Raw genomic sequence first — 17196 nt, 5'->3', positions numbered from 1 at the left:
CGCCATGCTCGGCGCACCAACAAAACCTTTGTGCCTTACGACACAACGGTCAATTTCAATCTTGGTGCAATAATTAGCTTCTAAAGATAAGCTCTATTTTAGTGCGTCATCAAGGCTTTGATCGCCTAGGTGACGTACATCTTTACCCTTCACAAAGTAAATAATGTATTCGCAGATATTTTGGCAGCGGTCTCCCACTCGCTCAATCGCACGCGCTGACCACATCACCTGCAAAATATTAGGAATGTTCTTAGGGTCTTCCATCATATAGGTCATTAACTGACGAATAACGGCCTCGTACTCCGCATCCAACTTATCATCAAGCTTGTGAACTTCAGCTGCCGCATCAACATCCATACGAGCAAAAGCATCTAATACTTGGTGAAGCATGGTGATAGCCTGACGGCAAAGAGGCTCTAAAGATACGTGGAATTTCTGCTCTTTGGTTGAAGGGATCTCAATAGTACCTTGCGCAATTTTAGAGGCAACATCGCCAATACGTTCTAAGTCGGTAATGGTTTTGATGATCGCCATAATCAAACGCAGATCTTTTGCGGTCGGCTGACGCTTCGCAATAATACGAGTACATGCTTCATCGATTGAAACTTCCATCGCATTCACTTTGTGGTCATCACGAATCACTTTCTTGGCCAGTTCCGCGTCATCTTTATGCAGAGCTTGCATCGCAAAGGACAACTGCTGCTCTACCAATCCACCCATAGTTAATACGTGTGTACGGATCGATTCTAACTCAACATTGAATTGCCCTGAAATGTGGCGACCGAAATGCATACTTGCTCCTTGAAAGAAATGAAGAAAGCCATTTTTGTAGAGTGACTTAGCTCTAGATGACACCTTTGGAGAGGTTAGCCATATCTACCAGTAATGTAGTCTTCCGTCTGGTTTTTCAATGGAGACGTAAAAATTGAGTCCGTATCTGAGTACTCGATCAATTTTCCCATATGAATAAAGGCAGTATGGTCACTTACACGCGCGGCTTGTTGCATGTTGTGGGTAACAATCACCACTGTGTATTGCGTTTTGAGATCGTTGATCAACTCTTCAATCGTCAAAGTAGAAATCGGATCGAGTGCCGATGTCGGCTCATCTAACAACAGCACTTCAGGCTCAATCGCAACCGCACGAGCGATAACCAAACGCTGCTGTTGACCGCCAGATAAACCAAAAGCATTCTCATGCAACCGATCTTTCACTTCATCCCATAACGCAGCAGCGCGCAGAGAGCGTTCAACCGCATCATCAAGGTCTCGGCTGTTGCTAACGCCTTGTAGCCTCAAGCCATAAACCACATTCTCATAGATAGATTTAGGAAAAGGGTTCGGTCGCTGGAATACCATACCCACACGGCGTCGTAAGGTCGCAACATCCACCTTAGGGTGATAGACGTTCTTGCCATGAAGCTTCACTTTCCCGGAAACCTTACAGCCTTCAACAAGATCGTTCATGCGATTAATGCAGCGCAGCAGAGTCGACTTACCACACCCTGATGGGCCGATAAACGCGGTCACCTGCCCCTTAGGGATCTGCATTGAAATATCATCGAGTGCTTGGCTCTCTTTATAATAAAGATTCAGCCCTTCAATCGAGATAGCGATTTGCTCATCCTTCAGGTTGTGTACATCAAGTGGTGCTTGGTAACCCAAGGTTTCATTAATCGAGAACATCTAATCTTGTCCTAAGGTTCGGTATTTTTCACGCAAGTTATTACGGATATTGATGGCTGTTAAGTTCAACCCAACAATCACCGTAACCAATAAAAATGAAGTCGCATACACTAAAGGTCGTGCCGCTTCGATATTAGAGGTTTGAAAACCAACATCATAGATATGAAAGCCTAAATGCATGAACTTTCTATCTAAGTGTAAATACGGAAACTGACCATCGACTGGCAAGCTGGATGCCAATTTAACAACACCCACCAGCATAAGTGGTGCAACTTCCCCCGCGGCTCTCGCGATTGCCAAAATTAAACCAGTGATAATCGCTGGGCTTGCCATCGGTAAAACAATGCGCCAAAGCGTCTCAAATTGAGTCGCACCAAGCGCTAATGAACCGTGCCTCACTGCACTAGGAATACGCGTTAAGCCCTCTTCCGTGGTTACGATAACGACTGGAAGCGTCAAGACCGCTAAGGTTAGTGCTGACCAAAGTAGACCCGGCGTACCAAATGTCGGTGCTGGCAATCGCTCTGCATAGAACAACGTATCAATCGAGCCACCAATGGTATAAACAAAAAAGCCTAAACCAAAAACGCCATACACAATCGACGGTACACCCGCCAAGTTAATCACGGCGATACGAATTAAACGTGTTAGTGCGTTGTTTTTTGCGTATTCATGAAGATATATCGCAGCGACTACCCCAAGAGGCATCACGACGATCGACATGAGAATAACCAACAGTACTGTGCCAAAAATAGCAGGAAACACACCGCCTTCAGAGTTTGAGTCTCGTGGGTTCTCTGATAAGAACTTCCAAACTTGTTTGCCCCAGTGCCCAACCTTTTCTAGGTAAGACATATTATTTGGGTACCAATAATCCAGAATGTGGCTGAGCGAGATCTCGACCAGCTCGCCTGTCATATCCTCAACCAGCAAGCTTTCGACATTAAGTTGCGTTCTAAGGTGCTCAAGCTTAACTTCGGCTTCACCTAACTGGCGGTTTAATTCCAGTTTAGTTTGAGTATAGGTTGTAAGGTATTCATCACTCACTGACTCATTGAGTTCAAGCTTACGCTTTTCTAAGCGCAGGTTTTCCAATTGCCAGCTGATATTGCGAATTTCTTGGTTCACGACACGCGACGTTTCTTTACGTAACGTATCAGCGAACGCCAAGCCTTGTTCGAGCTTTTGGTCTATGTTCGAATCAAAGGTGCCAGAAGCGGTTTTAAAACCCACCGGCTTACCAAAGAAATAACCACCTCGACTTCGTTCAATCACAACCCAATCTAGCGGGGTAGTGGGTTCACGTAAGTTAACATCCAGAATAGAAACAAAGTCCGCAGGGTACAGTTCTCTGTTAGCAACTTTGATGCTTAAGCGCTGTATCAGCCCAGTCGACAAATTTTGAGGAGACAAAAGGTCATGGACTTGTGGAACTTGCTCTATCGGGATGTATTTTCGTTCATATAACTGACCAACCAATACATCTTGTTTTGATACGGTTTCGTCAAGATCGACCACTAGCGATAAGTCTTTGGAGTCAACTTGCCATTGATACAAAGGTGCGGGCCAAAAATAGGTTAAGCCCTTCCAACCAATCAGCAGCATTAGGCCAAGAACAGAAAGCATACTGATGCTCACCGCCCCGCCCGTAAGCCAGATCCACGGAGAGCCCGATTTAACCCAAGATAATAATGACTTCAGTTTATTCATCATGATCGACCTTGCTCTTGGCGTGCTGAAATCAAGGAGCTGCAAAGATCAAGAGACACGCTAGTCAAGCCACTAAAAGCCATTGATACACATTGAGGCAAACCTTTAAAACTACAGCGCACGATATTTATCTCTCAGTCTTTGTCTAACCCACTCAGCAACTGAGTTCACCGCGAATGTAAAGATAAACAGCAAGAGTGCAGCCAAGAACAGCAAGCGGAAATGAGAACCACCCACTTCTGATTCTGGCAGCTCAACAGCAATCGTTGCCGATAAAGTTCTCATCCCTTCCAAAACATTCCAGTCAAGAATTGGGGTGTTACCTGTCGCCATCAAGACGATCATGGTTTCACCAACTGCTCGCCCTAGGCCCATCATAACCGCAGAAAAGATACCTGGACTCGCCGTCAATAGCACCACATAAATAAGCGTCTGCCACGCCGTCGCACCCAACGCTAATGACCCATCAGACAAATGTTTAGGTACAGAGAAAATAGCATCTTCAGCAATAGTGAAAATCGTTGGGATGACCGCAAAGCCCATAGCAAAACCAACCACTAGCGCATTGCGTTGGTCAAAGTCGATACCATAGCTAGCCAAGAAGGTACGAATATCACCACCAAATAACAAGGCTTCAATGTTGTTTCCACCAGCAAACACCGCAACCACAGTAATCACCAATACCGGAATCAATATCAGAGCATGCCAACCATTAGAGAAGCGACCCGTTACCCTCTTCGGTAAACAGAACCAAACAAGTCCAGTCAGTAGTGTGCTCAGTGGTAATAACACCATCAATGAGAAGACGGCCGTTAAATGCGTCTCGACGATTGGAGCAAACCAAAGCCCGGCCAAGAATCCGATGATCACGGTCGGAAGTGCTTCCATCAGCTCTATCGAAGGCTTCACCACTCTTCGCATGCGTGGAGACATAAAGTAAGCGGTGTAAATAGCTCCGAGCACAGCAACCGGCACGGCAAACATCATCGCAAACAGAGCTGCTTTGATAGTACCGAATGTGATAGGTACTAAACTGAATTTCTCTTCAAAGTCATCATTCGCCGACGTTGATTGCCAAACGTATTGCGGCTCAGGGTAACTTTCATACCAGACCTTTTGCCAAAGCGATGAGAATGAGATTTGTGGGTATTCATTGTCGACTTTAGCCACACTGATGATGCCATCAATCAACGTTGCCAGATGCAGTTCATTGGCAGACATAGCGGCTAGTTGTGGTGATTTATCAAATGCGCGTTCAAACAACGACAGCTTTTCACTGGTCGTATAGTGGCTTTGTAATGTGCCGTTCTTATAGAAGCTATAAAAACCCTTTCTATAAGTATCAGGAAGAATAAATTGCACTTGTTCAGCAAGTTGGAAGTCTCGAATATGGGTCAGGCTACGCTTTTCATCTTTGAGTACATCGAACCATTGAGAAACCTGTCCGTCCTCATGCGTAACCAACAACGAGTATGCGCCAGACAATAAATCGATGCTTTTCACGGAATGCTTCGCATCATTTAAGCTAAGATCAATCACTTCACGAACATCAAAACCGTTATCTGATAGTTTCAAAACAACCAAATCCGATTGTGCTCGTAGGTATAAGGTTTGCCCATCAGGTGTGACAAGCAGTTGCTGCTGCAAGCCCAACTTATCCGATAGCCATTGGCTCTTCTGAAAAACATACTGACCAGTAAGGTCACTCTGATACCACTTAACCAAGACTCGTTGGTCACTTAACTGAGCGGCAACCGTAATCCCACGTCCATTTTTAGAGAATGCGAATTTGTCGATCGTCGCCCCATTTGAGGGTTCATCATTTAAAAACGGTTCAGGGAGAGTGATTTGCTCAATTTTAGGTTCGGCTTCGCTGCCCTTTTTCAGCACAGGCGCACTATACTCAGGATAGAAAAAAGTAAGATTGCTTGCGCTGTCGGCAAAGGCAAACCAGTTTTCAGATGGGGTGTTTCGAGAAAAGGCGATGGGGTTGGCTACAACATCACGCTCAAAGTAAGAGTGTGTATTTTGAGACTCTAAATCCCAAAACTGTACCAAACCAGATTTTTCGATAGTAAATGCATGCTGACCGTATTCATCAACCGATAAGACGATAGGTTTTTCTACGGCAACGGTCTTTACAGCTTGGTCTGTCTCTAAACCAGTATCAGAAAATACCGGTAAAATGACCATCGCCAAGTAAACAAAGATCAATACTAGGGCAGCTAGAACACTGACCGCGCCACATGTCACCGAAAAACGGACGAGACGATCTTTCAACCATCTTTTTTTGTCGCGCTCTTTCAATGAAAATTGGGCTGATGCCATCTGTTTATCTACCTTTTTTTAGCTACTGACATAATATGTACGTTAGATGACAATTATATTACAAGTTACGTTAAACAACTGAAACTAATAACAAGTTTGTTAGCCATATTTCTTAAAGTAAGATCATGGATTTTGTGAATTTTGCCATTCTAATTTAAAGTAATCAGCTCTATAGCCAGTACTCAAGGATTCTCATCTCGATGGAAAAAGACTATGTCACAAAAGAACTTAGCTGGTTATCCTTCAACGAAAGAGTGCTCCAAGAAGCGGCAGATAAGTCAGTCCCCTTAATCGAAAGAGTTCGTTTTTTAGGTATTTACTCGAAAAACCTCGATGAGTTTTACAAAGTCCGATTTGCTGATGTGAAGCGAAAGATCTTACTTCAAGATCCACAGCTAACCTCCAACTCGCCGAAAAGCCTACTGACTAAAATGCAGAGCAAAGCAAGCAAGCTCGATGCTCAATTCCATGAACTGTATAACGACTTGCTATTGGAATTGGTACGCAATCGTATTTTTCTGGTCAACGAACAACAAATCAGCGAAGAACAAAGTGGCTGGATAAAAAAGTACTTTAAGAAAAAAGTGCTGCCACACTTAACTCCGATTCTCTTGAACGAAGATAGCCAGTTACTTAATATTCTCAAAGATGAACAAAGTTACTTAGCCATCGACATCGAGCGTGATGCATCATCTCAATATGTCTTACTCGAAATCCCATCAGAAGCACTCCCTCGATTTGTTAAGTTACCGGAAACTTCGGGTTCGCAGCGTACAACTTTGATCTTGTTAGATAATATAGTTCGATTTTGTTTGGATGACTTACTTAAAGGATTCTTTGAGTATGACTCATTGCGTTGTTTTGCGATAAAAATGACACGTGATGCCGATTATGATCTGCAAGAGGACAATGAAAATAACCTATTAGAATCGATGTCTTTAGGTTTAGAACAGCGCTTAACGGCACTGCCGATACGTCTGATCTATGAATCTGAAATGCCAACTGAAATGCTCAACTTCTTACAAGTCAGACTTAAACTGTCTGACTATGACAGTGTCATCGCAGGTGGTCGCTATCATAACTTCAAACATTTCTCTGAGTTCCCAAGCCTTAACCGACGTGATTTAGTTAATCGTCCTCTACCCGCGATTAAGTGCGCGCATTTCAGCCATTACCCAAACTATTTCGAAGCGATCAAAGCTCGCGACATCTTACTGCATTATCCTTATCACACCTTTAGTCACATCACTGAACTGGTTAGGCAGGCTTCCTTTGACCCGAAGGTAACCTCCATCAAAATAAACGTTTACCGTGTTGCGGAAGGCTCAAAACTCCTCAGCTCGATCATCGATGCGGCGCACAATGGCAAAAAGGTCACTGTGGTTGTCGAGCTGCAAGCACGCTTTGATGAGCAAGCCAACATTCAATGGACCAAGAAACTTCAAGAAGCGGGTGTAAAAGTCATCCATGGCATCCCAAGTTTGAAGATCCATTCCAAGTTGCTGCTCATCAAACGAAAAGAAGGCAAGCATACCGAGCATTATGCCCATATTGGCACTGGCAACTTCCATGAAGTTACAGCGCGCGTGTATACCGATTTTTCTCTGCTCACTGCGAATGAAGATTTGACTCAAGAGGTGAGACAAGTCTTTAAGTATATTGAAAACCCTTATCAAAAGTCCCAGTTCAAGCAACTGATTGTGTCACCAAAGAATACTAGAAAACGTCTGTACCAATTGATAGATAATGAAATACAAAACGCGATAGAAGGTAAACCTGCAAGCATCACTCTAAAACTCAACAACTTGGTCGATCGAGAGATCATTGAAAAGCTCTATCAGGCTAGCCAAGCCAATGTAAAAGTGAGAATGGTCATTCGCGGCATGTGCTCTCTTGTCCCTGGCATACCCAACATCAGTGATCATATTGAGATAGTCAGTGTGGTCGATCGTTTCCTCGAACATCCGAGAGTGATGATATTTGGTAACGCTGGAAAGCCGAAGGTCTATATATCTTCCGCTGACTGGATGACACGAAATTTTGATCACCGCATCGAAGTTGCAGCTCCAATTTTAGATCCAAAGATCAAGCAAACCATTATCGATATCACCGAGTTTCATTTCGATGACAGCAACAAAGCTCGAGTGCTAGACCAAGCGATGAGCAACTCTTACACACAACCACCAGCAAACCTACTTGATTACCCGACGTCACAACTCTCCACTTACCACTATATTAAACGTATGGAGAAACTTGCTCGCAAGAAGTACAAACAAGAGAAGAAATCATGCCGCTAATTGATAACAAACATTCTCGATGTATTGCCGCTATCGACTTGGGTTCGAACAGCTTTCACATGGTGGTTGCCCGAGTATTCGATCAACACCTGCAATTAGTCAGCAGACACAAACAGAAAGTGAGATTAGGTGATGGATTGGATGAACGTAACGTCCTATCTGAAAGCGCTATCGAGCGAGGCCTAGAATGCCTCAAGGTGTTCGCAGAACGACTGGCGGATTTTGAGCTTGATGATGTCAGAGTTGTTGCGACTCATACCCTAAGAAAAGCCAAAAACGCTAAAGACTTCTTAGAGCAAGCCAAGCCACTGTTTCCTTTTCCAATAGAGATCATTTCCGGTCAAGAAGAAGCTCGAATAATCTATAACGGAGCAGAACACACTCAAACCGCTTCTGAATCTAAGTTGGTTATTGATATCGGTGGAGGGAGTACGGAACTCGTCGCCGGACAAGGCTTTACTCCTCTAATTATGCGCAGTTTACCGATGGGATGCGTCAACTTCACTCAACGTTTCTTTGCTGACGAAGGGCTAACTTCACGACACTTCTCAGATGCTTATACCGCAGCTACTCGTCTATTGATGCCATTGATTGAAGAATACACAAAAGCCCCTTGGGAAATCGCTTTTGGCTCATCTGGTACCACGAAATCAATAAAAGAAGTACTCATTGGCTTAGGGTTCACCGATGGTCTCATTACGCCCCAACGCCTGTCCTATTTAAAGAATCACTTATGTGAGTTTTCATCATCCAACACCGTAAATCTTTCAGGCTTAAGTGATGAGAGAAAGCCTGTGTTTGCTGCAGGCGTCACCATTCTTTCAGCAGCAATGGATACGCTAGACATCAAGGAGTTACATTTTTCTGATGGTGCCCTGAGAGAAGGCGTTCTTTATGACATGGAGGATAGGTTTAAAGATATTGATATTCGAACAAGAACTGCCGAAACGCTCGTCTCTCGATACCATGTAGACGTAACTCATGGCGAGAAAGTGAAAGTGCTCGCTCTTTCATTGCTGAAACAAGTACAGCCTCAAGTGACAACTGCGGTCACTAATGAGCTGTATGATCTGCTTGGTTGGGCTGCAGTACTTCATGAGGTAGGACAAAGCATTGCATTCCAAGGCTATCACCGCCATTCGGCTTATCTGCTTAAGCATACGACAATGCCAGGCTTTAATACTGAGCAACAACGCCTTATATCAGCATTGGTTCGCTATCAAAGAAAAGCGCTCAAACTACAAGATTTGCCGGAACTTTCTCTGTTTACTCAGCAACAAGTCACCCTGCTGATTCGTATATTGAGACTCGCTATCTTACTCAACCGTCAGCGAAATCAAGCACTGGCCCCAGACGTGACTCTAACGATTGAACAACAGGATAACTGGGAATTGAAAGGAACTAACAGCGATTGGTTGGCCCAAAACCAACTGCTTGATTATGAGCTCAGAGAAGAGCAACAACGTTGGCAAAATGCAGGATGGTCGTTAAAGCTAAAATAACGAACAGTCAAAATTAAAACAGCCTGCGACGCGCAAGCTGTTCATACGTTTCTTATCTAAGTTTATCGCAGCCTGAATTAGAGCCCGACTTTTGCCAATTCTTGCTCTGCGAACTCAGACGGTATTGCTAAATAGCCATCTTTCTCTACAAGTTCTTGTCCCTGCTTTGAGAATACAAAAGTAAGGAACTCTCTCTCAACCGGAGAAAGTGGTTTATCCGGATGCTTATTCACATACACATAGAGAAAACGAGATAGAGGGTAATCACCACTCAAGATATTCTCACGCGTAGGCTCAACATAATTAGAGCCGTGCTCTGCAATAGGAATCAGCTTAACACCTGCTACGCGGTAGCCAATGCCCGAGTAGCCAATCCCACTGATGGATGAAGCGACCGACTGAACGACTGAAGCCGAACCAGGTTGCTCATTCACACGATTTTTAAAGTCACCGCCGCACAGTGCATTCTGTTTGAAGTATCCATAAGTCCCCGATACAGAATTGCGACCGAACAATTGGAATCGATGTTTCGCCCAAGGTTGGTCGACGCCTAGATCTTGCCAATCGTTCAGCGGTTTTGTCGCACCACAGCGTAATGTCTCTGAAAAGATGCCATCAATCTGACGAAAGTTGAGCCCCTCAATAGGGTTATCGCGGTGCACAAAAAGCCCAATCGCATCGATCGCCACTCGCAGTGCTGTCGGTTTATAACCATGTTCTCTTTCAAACGCTTCAATTTCTCGCAAGCGCATCGGGCGACTCATTGGTCCCAGATGAGCAGTACCTTCTGTTAAGGCTGGAGGCGCAGTAGAAGAACCCGATGCTTGGACCTGAGCGTTCACATTCGGGTAGTAGGATTTAAACTCCTCTACCCACAATGTCGTCATCCCAGCCAAAGTATCAGACCCGACCGATAACAAGCTTCCAGAGATACCAGGAACCTTAGAATAATCAGGAAGAGAATCGACACCCTGTTCGGCATGCACAGGGTTAACTAAAGCAAACGCTAATAATGAGCTGACTGGAAAATGCATCCTGCGTATCGAACAACTCATGATACGGTCAGTCGATTTGGTAAAGTAAAATGGAAACGACTGCCGACGCCCACTTCACTTTGAATTTCGAGATGTGAATCGTGGTGGCTAAGCGCATGCTTTACAATCGCTAATCCAAGACCACTACCACCGGTATCACGAGAGCGGGCTTTATCTACACGATAGAAGCGCTCTGTGAGTCGATGTAAGTGTTGAGGCTCAATACCATCACCAGTATCTGACACATCTAAGCACGCGCCTTGGCTGGTTTGATACCAACGCACTTTGACCGTTGCACCTGCGGGTGTGTATTTAACTGCGTTATAAACCAGATTCGATATCGCACTTCTCAATTGGTCTTCATCGGCAAGAACTCGTAGGCTCTTATCGATATCAAACTCAAGCTTATGTTCGCGCTCACCGCTAAGGCTCGCCGCTTCTTTCTCAAGAACCTCAAGCATCGCCGGAACGTTGACCACTTCATCCAACTCATGCATTGGCGCCGCTTCAATTTTCGAAAGCGTGAGTAGTTGATTAACCAAACTGTTCATTCGATTGAGCTGCTCAGTCATTACGCCATGCGCCTTGGTCCACATTGGGCCAACGATCATGTCTGGATCTTCGGTCATTTCAAGGTAACCTTGAAGGACGGTCATCGGCGTACGCAATTCATGAGAAACGTTAGCGAAGAAGTTACGGCGCATGCCTTCTAACTGCTTAAGCTGGGTCACATCACGTACCACCATCAGGTGTTCACCCTCGGTATACGGCACAATACGCAGCTCGAGCATACGCTCCACATTCAATGGAGAAGGCATCTCTAATGGCTCAGAGAAATCTTGCTTATTAAGGTACTTAATAAAATCTGGAGTACGAATCAAATTCGAGATCGGTTGACCTGAATCATCTGGCCAACGAAAGCCCAGCAAATACTGAGCTAGCTTGTTACACCAAACGATATTGCCTTCACCGCGAAATACCACAACGGCATCGGGAAGCGATTCTGCACCGTTACGGAAACGGCGGATAAGGTTAGTCAGTTCTTTGCGTTTGCGACGCTGTCTCTGCTGCATACGATAAATACCGTTAAACAGAGATTCCCAGTTCCCAGAGCCTGAAGGTGGAGTTAGACGCTTCTCATCCCACAGCCATGCGGACAAACGCATTTGGTTGTGTAGATGCCAGCCGAGCTGCAATACCGTAGCAGCCAGCAGCAACCAAGGTAGGTAACCGAATATCCATCCGACTAAAACCCATGGTGCGTAAAAAAAAGCCAGCTCCCAAGCCAGCTTTTTCCAGGTTAACTTTTCAACCATTCAGGACTCCGTAAACTGGGCAGCGAAGCCACATTAAGCCTTTGTAGAAAAACGGTAGCCAGCGCCACGAACCGTTTGGATTAGCTTATCGTGACCTGCAGACTCAAGCGCTTTACGCAGGCGTCGAATATGTACATCAACCGTTCGGTCTTCAACGTAAACATTGGTACCCCAAACGTTGTTAAGCAGCTGCTCTCGGCTGTACACACGCTCTTGGTGAGTCATAAAGAAATGCAGCATTTTGAACTCTGTTGGTCCCATATCAACTGGACCTTCGCTTGCGGTAACACGATGAGATACTGGGTCTAGCTTAAGACCTTGTACATCAATCACATCTTCTAGTGCAGTAGGCGTTACACGGCGGATAACCGCTTTCAGGCGAGCAACGAGCTCTTTGGGTGAAAATGGCTTGGTGATGTAATCATCAGCACCCACTTCTAAACCACGCACCTTATCTTCTTCTTCGCCACGAGCCGTTAGCATCACCACTGGGATGTTGCGAGTTAACTCTTCACGCTTCATGTGCTTGATAAAGTTTATCCCGCTACCACCAGGTAGCATCCAATCTAGTAATACTAGATCTGGGAAAGGTTCACATAGCTTGTTTACCGCTGTATCGTAATCTTCAGCCTCTACTGCTTGGTAGCCTTTTTGTTCAAGCACGAAGCACAGCATCTCACGAATAGGTGCTTCATCTTCAACGACCAGAATCCTTCTCGACATAATTGAATAGCCTTTGTATTTAATCAACGCATTGCATTATCTGAGTTAATTATGACACTTTTGTGACCTTTGAAAACAAATTTTCATATAACTGTCTCAAACATTTCACTTTATAACTTTTGATACAGAGCTAGGGACAAATCGAATTAGATCTCATATCATGAAGCACTTCTAAAAAGGTATGAGAAAAATTTATGTGGTTTAAAAATTGCCTAGTCTATCGCTTCAACCGTGATATTGATTTCAACGCAGATCAGCTAGAGAAACAACTTGAAGAATTCCGCTTTACTCCTTGTGGTAGCCAAGACAAACAGAAGTTTGGTTGGGTACACGCAATGGGTAGACATGGCGATATGATGACGCACGTATCAGAAAACCGCATTCTTATCTGTGCAAAGAAAGAAGAGAAAATGCTACCCGCTTCTGTGATCAAAGAATCATTGAACGCAAAAGTAGAAACGCTTGAGGCAGAGTCTGGTACCCCTCTGAAAAAGAAAGAGAAAGACAGCCTAAAAGAAGACATCATCATTGATCTACTTCCTCGAGCATTCAGCCGCAGCAACTTCACTTACGCGCTGATCATGCCAAAAGAAGGTTTCATTGTGGTTGATGCGAGCAGCTACAAAAAAGCAGAAGATGTATTAGCATTGCTACGTAAGACAATGGGTAGCCTGCCAGTAGTGCCAGCTATCCCAGAGCAAGCGATCGAAACGACTCTTACAGAATGGGTGAAATCAGGTGATACGCCACAAGGCATCACTATGCTTGATGAAGCAGAACTAAAATCTATTCAAGAAGACGGCGGTATTGTTCGAGTTAAGAAACAAGAACTAGAAGCTGATGAGATTAAAAACCACATCGAAGCCAATAAGATGGTGACGAAACTTCTTATCAACTGGCAAGACCGTATTGAATTCATTCTTGCAGAAGATGGCAGCATCAAACGCCTAAAATTCAGTGATGAGCTCAAAGACGAAAACGACGATATTCCTCGTGAAGATCAAGCTGCGCGTTTTGATGCGGACTTCTCTCTACTTTGTGGTGAGTTCAGTGTTTTCCTTCCAAACCTATTTGAATCATTAGGCGGGTTAACTCAACCTAACGCTTAATCAGTCAAACTATAGGCTCAGGTGCTAACGGTATCTGAGCTTATTTCTCACTAAGTTCTCACTTATATCTGCCTCTAGCCCCTCTTGTTAATGTCATTGCTATCTTTAGGGCTATCAACCAAACTCATTTTAGCGTAAAATTTGCGCCCCTTTGATATCACTTGGTGGTATCAACCTGACTTGAGATCAGATTAGAGAACGAAGCAATGACTACACAAAAACCATTTGTACCTGAACTATTATCACCGGCAGGAAGCCTCAAAAACATGCGTTACGCATTCGCCTACGGCGCAGATGCAGTATACGCAGGCCAGCCACGTTACAGCCTTCGTGTTCGTAACAACGAGTTCAATCACGAAAACCTACAAATCGGTATCGATGAAGCTCATGCTCAAGGTAAAAAGTTATATGTTGTATGTAACATTCAGCCGCACAACTCTAAATTAAAAACATTCATTCGCGACCTCAAACCAGTTGTAGACATGGGCCCTGACGCGCTTATCATGTCAGATCCTGGTCTTATCATGATGGTTCGTGAAGCATTCCCTGAAATGCCAATCCATCTTTCTGTTCAAGCAAACGCAGTAAACTGGGCGACCGTTAAGTTCTGGTCAACTCAAGGCGTTGAGCGTGTGATCTTATCTCGTGAGCTATCGCTTGAAGAGATCGAAGAGATTCGCGAACACTGCCCAGAAACAGAGCTAGAGATCTTTGTTCACGGAGCTCTTTGCATGGCTTACTCAGGCCGTTGTCTGCTTTCTGGTTACATGAACAAGCGCGATCCAAACCAAGGTACTTGCACCAACGCTTGCCGCTGGGAATACAAAACAGAAGCAGCGAAAGAAGACGAAAACGGTCAGATCGTTGAAGCAAACCCTACTGGTGTTGCTATTCAAGAAGTAGAAACGCAAGACATTGAAGTTCAAGATGAGCGTCCAGACAACACACTAGGCCTTGGTAAACCAACAGACGAAGTGGTTCTGCTTTCTGAATCACACAAGCCAGAAGAGAAAATGGCAGCGTTTGAAGATGAGCATGGTACTTACATCATGAACTCAAAAGACCTTCGTGCAATCCAACACGTTGAGCGCCTAACGAAGATGGGTGTTCACTCTCTGAAGATTGAAGGTCGTACTAAGTCTTTCTACTACTGTGCACGTACTGCTCAGGTTTACCGTAAAGCTATTGACGATGCAGTGGCAGGCAAACCATTCGATGAAAGCCTAATGGGTACACTAGAGAGCCTAGCTCACCGTGGTTACACTGAAGGCTTCTTACGTCGCCATACACACGATACATACCAAAACTACGAGTACGGTTACTCTATCTCTGACACTCAACAGTTTGTTGGTGAGTTCACAGGTAAGCGCCGTGGTGACCTAGCGGAAGTAGAAGTGAAGAACAAGTTCCTAGTAGGCGACAGCTTAGAAATGATGACACCGAAAGGTAACGTTGTTTTCAAACTAGAAGTTATGGAAAACCGCAAATCTGAAGCGGTCGACGATGCGAAAGGTAACGGTCACTTTGTATTTATTCCTGTACCAGCAGATCTAGATCTAGAGTACGGCTTGCTGATGCGTAACTTGAGCGAAGGCCAAGATACACGTAACGCATCAGGCAAATAATTTTTACTTAAGCGACTTACTTGAGAAGAAAATAATGGCTCTGTTAATTACTGACAAGTGCATAAACTGCGATATGTGTGATCCTGAATGCCCAAATGGTGCAATCACTATGGGCGACAGCATCTTCGAGATCGATCCTGATTTATGTACAGAGTGTAAAGGTCACTATGAAAAGCCAACATGCCAGTCAGTGTGTCCGATTACAAAATGCATCATCACTGACCCAAACCATATTGAAACTGATGACGAGCTACTTGAGAAGTTTGTTATCATTCAAGGCTTGACCTAAAAGAAGAAAGGTTCAACTTAACCATAAGTTGAACCTTTTTTTTCATCCTGATTTTCCGATTGGATAAATATTGCAGAAGAGCTCTTTTTCAAATTGATATTCGAGTCGTTCTCGCCAGTTTATTGATTGAGCTATAGGAACAAGATAAAAGTTTTCCCTGCTGGTATCGGTCACAAATGCCATTCCATACTGCATCAATTCATAGTGAACATCATTTACGAAACTAGGGTCTAAACGTTGTCTGCCTGTTAGCTGATTGATGTCATCTCTTGAAATTGAAATACCCGAGCTTTCAGCGTTGAACCTATGTCTTAACCATTCTGAAAATTCCTTCGCACAAATCATAGTCATAGTCTTATCCTTGAATTATCTATCGACGGGTATCAGACTCTGATTTCGCATACTGCATATAAGCCGCATCTTTCACCCCAAAACACTCAATCCCTGACCAAACCTTGTCAAATTCGCCATCGCCCTTGCTGATACCGTTATTGCTTTTATTAATATCAAACGATGTTCTTAATCTCGTGTTTATAAACTCTAGACAAAAGTGTGATATTTCTCCAGTTTTAGAGTCGAAAAAACCAGTGGCAGTACCACTGTAAAAAGCCTCGATGAACAGGATTACTTATTCGATATCAAGGCCAAACACTGACTTGGCATCACTTTAACTTTTTTCTTTTTCTTAGTTTTCGCTACTTTTTTAGGAGGTGGAACTGGAACAGTCTTTGGAGCCCAACTTGCAAGTTCATCTCCACAACCGTCACCTTTAGGAGGGCTCGCTTGAGCTATGCAGTTTGAACTGCCTTCAGGACACTTTAAACGAACGTGGAAGTGGGAGTGGTGTCCCCACCAAGGTCTTATTTTGCCTAACCAAGCTCTATCATTAGCGTCAGAGTTTTCTTGTTCACAAAGGGTTTGCTTGATCACTGGATGAACAAAAATACGCACCACTTTTTCATCTTTCGCCGCATAACGAATAACTTGAAAATGATCATCGGTCCAATTCGATTCACGCAATTTGTAGTTGGTAAGATCCACAACGCTCACAGGTTTAGGCACAGCTAATTCGTTCTCTGACAACCTCTTACTGGTTAACCTTAGCCATATATCAATATCTAACCCTGTTTGATGACTTGAATGACCTGAAGAAAAGCGCCCTCCTCTGGGAAGAGAAATATCACCGATCAATAAATTAGTATTGAGCTTCTCGCTGGTCGTGACTCCTAACCTCTCAATAAACTTTATAGCTTCTGTATGGCCATAGTAGCGCTCTCTTTGAGGGCGAATGATCTGATACCCCAAACCATTAATAGGCAAAGCCTGCGCGCCGTCTAGACAGCCATTGGCATAGCTTCCAATTGATGAGGGTGAATTTTTAGTAGGGTGACTCTCTTTTTCCCACGAAGTTGCTGATAGAGAAAATGAACAAAAGAATACAACCAGTGCAAAAAAGAACCTCATAATAATCCCAAATTACTGACGCTTACTCATTATATTAGTCGCCATTTAGAATTAGGTGCATATCGTACTTAAGTTTTTGGTGGTAGCTAGTGAATTATACCAATTAAAGTAAAA

The 17196-nt window shown here is 44.1% G+C and carries 14 protein-coding genes; 5 read left to right on the top strand and 9 right to left on the bottom strand.

The features are described 5' to 3' along the window. Window positions 1–93 precede the first annotated feature (93 nt). The 4 genes from phoU to AB4375_RS19075 all read right to left on the bottom strand — a co-directional run bounded on the left by phoU (window position 94) and on the right by AB4375_RS19075 (window position 5723). The gene (gene phoU / locus AB4375_RS19090) at window positions 94–792 is read right to left on the bottom strand and encodes a phosphate signaling complex protein PhoU (RefSeq protein ID WP_017068606.1); all 699 of its coding nucleotides are present in this window, start codon (window positions 790–792) and stop codon (window positions 94–96) included. A gap of 74 nt (window positions 793–866) precedes the next feature. Then, on the bottom strand, window positions 867–1685 hold the full coding sequence (pstB, locus tag AB4375_RS19085) for a phosphate ABC transporter ATP-binding protein PstB (protein WP_009848269.1): 819 nt from the start codon (window positions 1683–1685) through the stop codon (window positions 867–869). Continuing rightward, window positions 1686–3395 (bottom strand): phosphate ABC transporter permease PstA, encoded by a 1710-nt coding sequence (gene pstA, locus AB4375_RS19080; RefSeq protein ID WP_050619859.1) that lies wholly within the window; start codon window positions 3393–3395, stop codon window positions 1686–1688. Between the two features lie 111 nt (window positions 3396–3506). Beyond that, complete coding sequence (locus AB4375_RS19075) at window positions 3507–5723, bottom strand: ABC transporter permease subunit (protein WP_372052315.1); 2217 nt, start codon at window positions 5721–5723, stop codon at window positions 3507–3509. Between the two features lie 200 nt (window positions 5724–5923). Between AB4375_RS19075 and ppk1 the strand changes: the two genes are divergently transcribed. Continuing rightward, window positions 5924–8020, top strand: a complete 2097-nt coding sequence (ppk1, locus tag AB4375_RS19070; RefSeq protein WP_017066137.1) for a polyphosphate kinase 1 — start codon at window positions 5924–5926, stop codon at window positions 8018–8020. Then, on the top strand, window positions 8011–9522 hold the full coding sequence (gene ppx / locus AB4375_RS19065) for an exopolyphosphatase (RefSeq protein ID WP_017068609.1): 1512 nt from the start codon (window positions 8011–8013) through the stop codon (window positions 9520–9522). The genes ppk1 and ppx overlap by 10 nt, the downstream gene beginning before the upstream one ends. Window positions 9523–9599: 77 nt before the next feature. Here ppx and AB4375_RS19060 read toward each other — a convergent pair whose 3' ends face one another. Genes AB4375_RS19060 through phoB form a run of 3 tightly spaced genes read right to left on the bottom strand, consistent with a single transcriptional unit; the run spans window position 9600 to window position 12595 of the window. Further along, window positions 9600–10577: a PstS family phosphate ABC transporter substrate-binding protein gene (locus AB4375_RS19060; protein WP_032546219.1), complete on the bottom strand. Its 978-nt coding sequence runs from the start codon at window positions 10575–10577 to the stop codon at window positions 9600–9602. Beyond that, window positions 10574–11872: a phosphate regulon sensor histidine kinase PhoR gene (gene phoR / locus AB4375_RS19055; protein ID WP_004740365.1), complete on the bottom strand. Its 1299-nt coding sequence runs from the start codon at window positions 11870–11872 to the stop codon at window positions 10574–10576. The genes AB4375_RS19060 and phoR overlap by 4 nt, the downstream gene beginning before the upstream one ends. Window positions 11873–11905: 33 nt before the next feature. Then, window positions 11906–12595: a phosphate regulon transcriptional regulator PhoB gene (gene phoB / locus AB4375_RS19050; RefSeq protein WP_004735064.1), complete on the bottom strand. Its 690-nt coding sequence runs from the start codon at window positions 12593–12595 to the stop codon at window positions 11906–11908. A 194-nt stretch (window positions 12596–12789) separates the two neighbouring features. Between phoB and rdgC the strand changes: the two genes are divergently transcribed. The 3 genes from rdgC (at window position 12790) to AB4375_RS19035 (ending at window position 15618) form a co-directional block, all read left to right on the top strand. Next, window positions 12790–13704 (top strand): recombination-associated protein RdgC, encoded by a 915-nt coding sequence (gene rdgC / locus AB4375_RS19045; protein WP_017062534.1) that lies wholly within the window; start codon window positions 12790–12792, stop codon window positions 13702–13704. 206 nt (window positions 13705–13910) lie between these two features. Next, complete coding sequence (gene yegQ, locus AB4375_RS19040) at window positions 13911–15329, top strand: tRNA 5-hydroxyuridine modification protein YegQ (RefSeq protein WP_017062848.1); 1419 nt, start codon at window positions 13911–13913, stop codon at window positions 15327–15329. A 34-nt stretch (window positions 15330–15363) separates the two neighbouring features. Further along, the gene (locus AB4375_RS19035; protein WP_004735061.1) at window positions 15364–15618 is read left to right on the top strand and encodes a YfhL family 4Fe-4S dicluster ferredoxin; all 255 of its coding nucleotides are present in this window, start codon (window positions 15364–15366) and stop codon (window positions 15616–15618) included. A gap of 42 nt (window positions 15619–15660) precedes the next feature. Here the strand turns inward: AB4375_RS19035 and AB4375_RS19030 are convergent, their stop codons facing one another. Continuing rightward, on the bottom strand, window positions 15661–15969 hold the full coding sequence (locus AB4375_RS19030; protein WP_017062536.1) for a hypothetical protein: 309 nt from the start codon (window positions 15967–15969) through the stop codon (window positions 15661–15663). A 273-nt stretch (window positions 15970–16242) separates the two neighbouring features. Then, window positions 16243–17082: a penicillin-insensitive murein endopeptidase gene (gene mepA, locus AB4375_RS19025; RefSeq protein WP_029235577.1), complete on the bottom strand. Its 840-nt coding sequence runs from the start codon at window positions 17080–17082 to the stop codon at window positions 16243–16245. Window positions 17083–17196: the final 114 nt, after the last annotated feature.

Origin of the sequence: Vibrio sp. 10N.261.51.C6 (assembly GCF_041471785.1) — a bacterium.
Classification (GTDB): domain Bacteria; phylum Pseudomonadota; class Gammaproteobacteria; order Enterobacterales; family Vibrionaceae; genus Vibrio; species Vibrio crassostreae_C.
Note: the sequence above shows the minus strand (reverse complement) of the source record. Positions and strands in the feature narration are given on the sequence as shown.

What these genes read in the sequence shown, in the direction of transcription:
- AB4375_RS19060 (WP_032546219.1), bottom strand. Translation starts at nt 10,577, where the DNA reads ATGAGTTGTTCGATACGCAGGATGCATTTTCCAGTCAGCTCATTATTA.
- AB4375_RS19030 (WP_017062536.1), bottom strand. Translation starts at nt 15,969, where the DNA reads ATGACTATGATTTGTGCGAAGGAATTTTCAGAATGGTTAAGACATAGG.
- yegQ (WP_017062848.1), top strand. Translation starts at nt 13,911, where the DNA reads ATGACTACACAAAAACCATTTGTACCTGAACTATTATCACCGGCAGGA.
- AB4375_RS19035 (WP_004735061.1), top strand. Translation starts at nt 15,364, where the DNA reads ATGGCTCTGTTAATTACTGACAAGTGCATAAACTGCGATATGTGTGAT.
- pstB (WP_009848269.1), bottom strand. Translation starts at nt 1,685, where the DNA reads ATGTTCTCGATTAATGAAACCTTGGGTTACCAAGCACCACTTGATGTA.
- AB4375_RS19075 (WP_372052315.1), bottom strand. Translation starts at nt 5,723, where the DNA reads ATGGCATCAGCCCAATTTTCATTGAAAGAGCGCGACAAAAAAAGATGG.
- ppk1 (WP_017066137.1), top strand. Translation starts at nt 5,924, where the DNA reads ATGGAAAAAGACTATGTCACAAAAGAACTTAGCTGGTTATCCTTCAAC.
- pstA (WP_050619859.1), bottom strand. Translation starts at nt 3,395, where the DNA reads ATGAATAAACTGAAGTCATTATTATCTTGGGTTAAATCGGGCTCTCCG.
- rdgC (WP_017062534.1), top strand. Translation starts at nt 12,790, where the DNA reads ATGTGGTTTAAAAATTGCCTAGTCTATCGCTTCAACCGTGATATTGAT.
- ppx (WP_017068609.1), top strand. Translation starts at nt 8,011, where the DNA reads ATGCCGCTAATTGATAACAAACATTCTCGATGTATTGCCGCTATCGAC.
- phoU (WP_017068606.1), bottom strand. Translation starts at nt 792, where the DNA reads ATGCATTTCGGTCGCCACATTTCAGGGCAATTCAATGTTGAGTTAGAA.
- mepA (WP_029235577.1), bottom strand. Translation starts at nt 17,082, where the DNA reads ATGAGGTTCTTTTTTGCACTGGTTGTATTCTTTTGTTCATTTTCTCTA.
- phoR (WP_004740365.1), bottom strand. Translation starts at nt 11,872, where the DNA reads ATGGTTGAAAAGTTAACCTGGAAAAAGCTGGCTTGGGAGCTGGCTTTT.
- phoB (WP_004735064.1), bottom strand. Translation starts at nt 12,595, where the DNA reads ATGTCGAGAAGGATTCTGGTCGTTGAAGATGAAGCACCTATTCGTGAG.